At 57.6% G+C, this 1,419-nt stretch carries 1 protein-coding gene; it reads right to left on the reverse strand.

The annotated features are described in order from the left end of the window. Positions 1–13 precede the first annotated feature (13 nt). Positions 14–1,339, reverse strand: a complete 1,326-nt coding sequence (locus tag FG94_RS19525) for an IS4 family transposase (RefSeq protein ID WP_036215126.1) — start codon at positions 1,337–1,339, stop codon at positions 14–16. Positions 1,340–1,419 lie beyond the last annotated feature (80 nt).

Genomic DNA, 1,419 nt, shown 5'->3' on the forward strand with positions numbered 1-1,419 from the left:
TAATGCCGTTCAGTTAAGGTAGCTTCTTGACCTTTCGAACGGCATAGCGCTTCGGCGCTGCCTTGACGGCCCGGTCGCATTTGCGGCCGGGCCGTTCGTCTTTCAGGAGGCTAACCAGCCTTTCCCGAAGGTGCTTCATCGAGGCAGGCAATTTGCCGTAGGACCTGGTGACACCAGCCCAGTGCAATTCAAATTGAATCAGGTGGAATGCCCGAATGAAGCTCACTTCGGTCGGCTCGCACTTGACTGCCAGCGCGGCCTTGGCGATCTCGAGACGAATCAGGTTGTAGGCGATGAGCGTGCCCCAGATTTCCTGATATATCCCGTCAACCGTTTTCGAGCGCAGCGTGAGAGCCGTGCCGAGCATCGTCTGCTTGAGTGCCCGATAGCTCGTTTCGATTCCCCAGCGCTTGTCGTAGCAGGCGACGATGTCGGCGGGCTTGTAACGTCGGCGATCGCGCAGCGACGTCAGTAGAATGCGCTTGCGTGCCTGCGCGTCGACAACGGTAATGGCGCGTGCTTCCCAGAACTCGGGCAACTCCGAACACTTGGCCCGGGCTTGAGGCGAGACGCGCATGCGCACCAGCATGTCGTTGCTGGCGTCTTCTAGCGCTTCCCATTTGGTGTTCGACTTGGCCGGAATGATGAAGTGCCGTTCAGCACCGCCGCCTGTCAGGCCGCACAAGATCTCGGCAGACAAGAAACCTCGATCGAAGACCGTCAACGATTCATCGGGAATATCTTCGATCAGCTGCTTTGCATACAGCATTTCATTGGTCGAATATGGCCCGAACACAGCACTATGCACCAAGTGCGTTGGAAGCGATGTCAAGGTGACGCCGCGCACTTGAGGGTAGCTTGCCACCGTATCGCTGGCGTAGCTTTGGGCTCCGAAGTGCTCACGGCTTTCCACCGTATCGTGCGTGCGCAAGGTGGTACCGTCCATCGCGAACAGCTGTAGGCCCTTGAACAGATAGGCCTTCTTGTCCTGTGCAACCCAATGCCTCGCCGAGCGCTCGAACAGCCATTTCAAGGGTTCTGCCCCGACGCGCTGGCGGGCTTGCGCCGCAGCGCTTTTGCTGACAAACGGGGTTTGCGAATCTGGTAGCGCCAGACCAAGATCATCGAGCACCTCGCTGATGGACTTATGCCTGTACAAGGCCAAAGCCACCATCAGCCATACCACCTGCTCGGCGGGCAAGCGTCGATGTCGGATACTCGCTGCCTCCGTACTTACAACCGCCTGCTCGACCCATTGATACGGCAGATGCTCTCCCAACCTTGCCCAGTCGGGAGCCTCGAGGTGATTCGCCAGGAAATGTAGAGTGTCGTCGAACATGGCGACGAAGGTTAACAGCGTTGCCGCGCGTTTACAACGACAAAATAAAAATGCCGTTCAGTCTTAACTGAACGGCATTA

Origin of the sequence: Massilia sp. LC238, assembly GCF_000735635.1 — a bacterium.
Taxonomy (GTDB): Bacteria; Pseudomonadota; Gammaproteobacteria; order Burkholderiales; family Burkholderiaceae_D; genus Telluria; species Telluria varians.

Coding starts and splice junctions, on each gene's coding strand:
- FG94_RS19525 (WP_036215126.1), bottom strand. CDS start 1,339: ATGTTCGACGACACTCTACATTTCCTGGCGAATCACCTCGAGGCTCCC.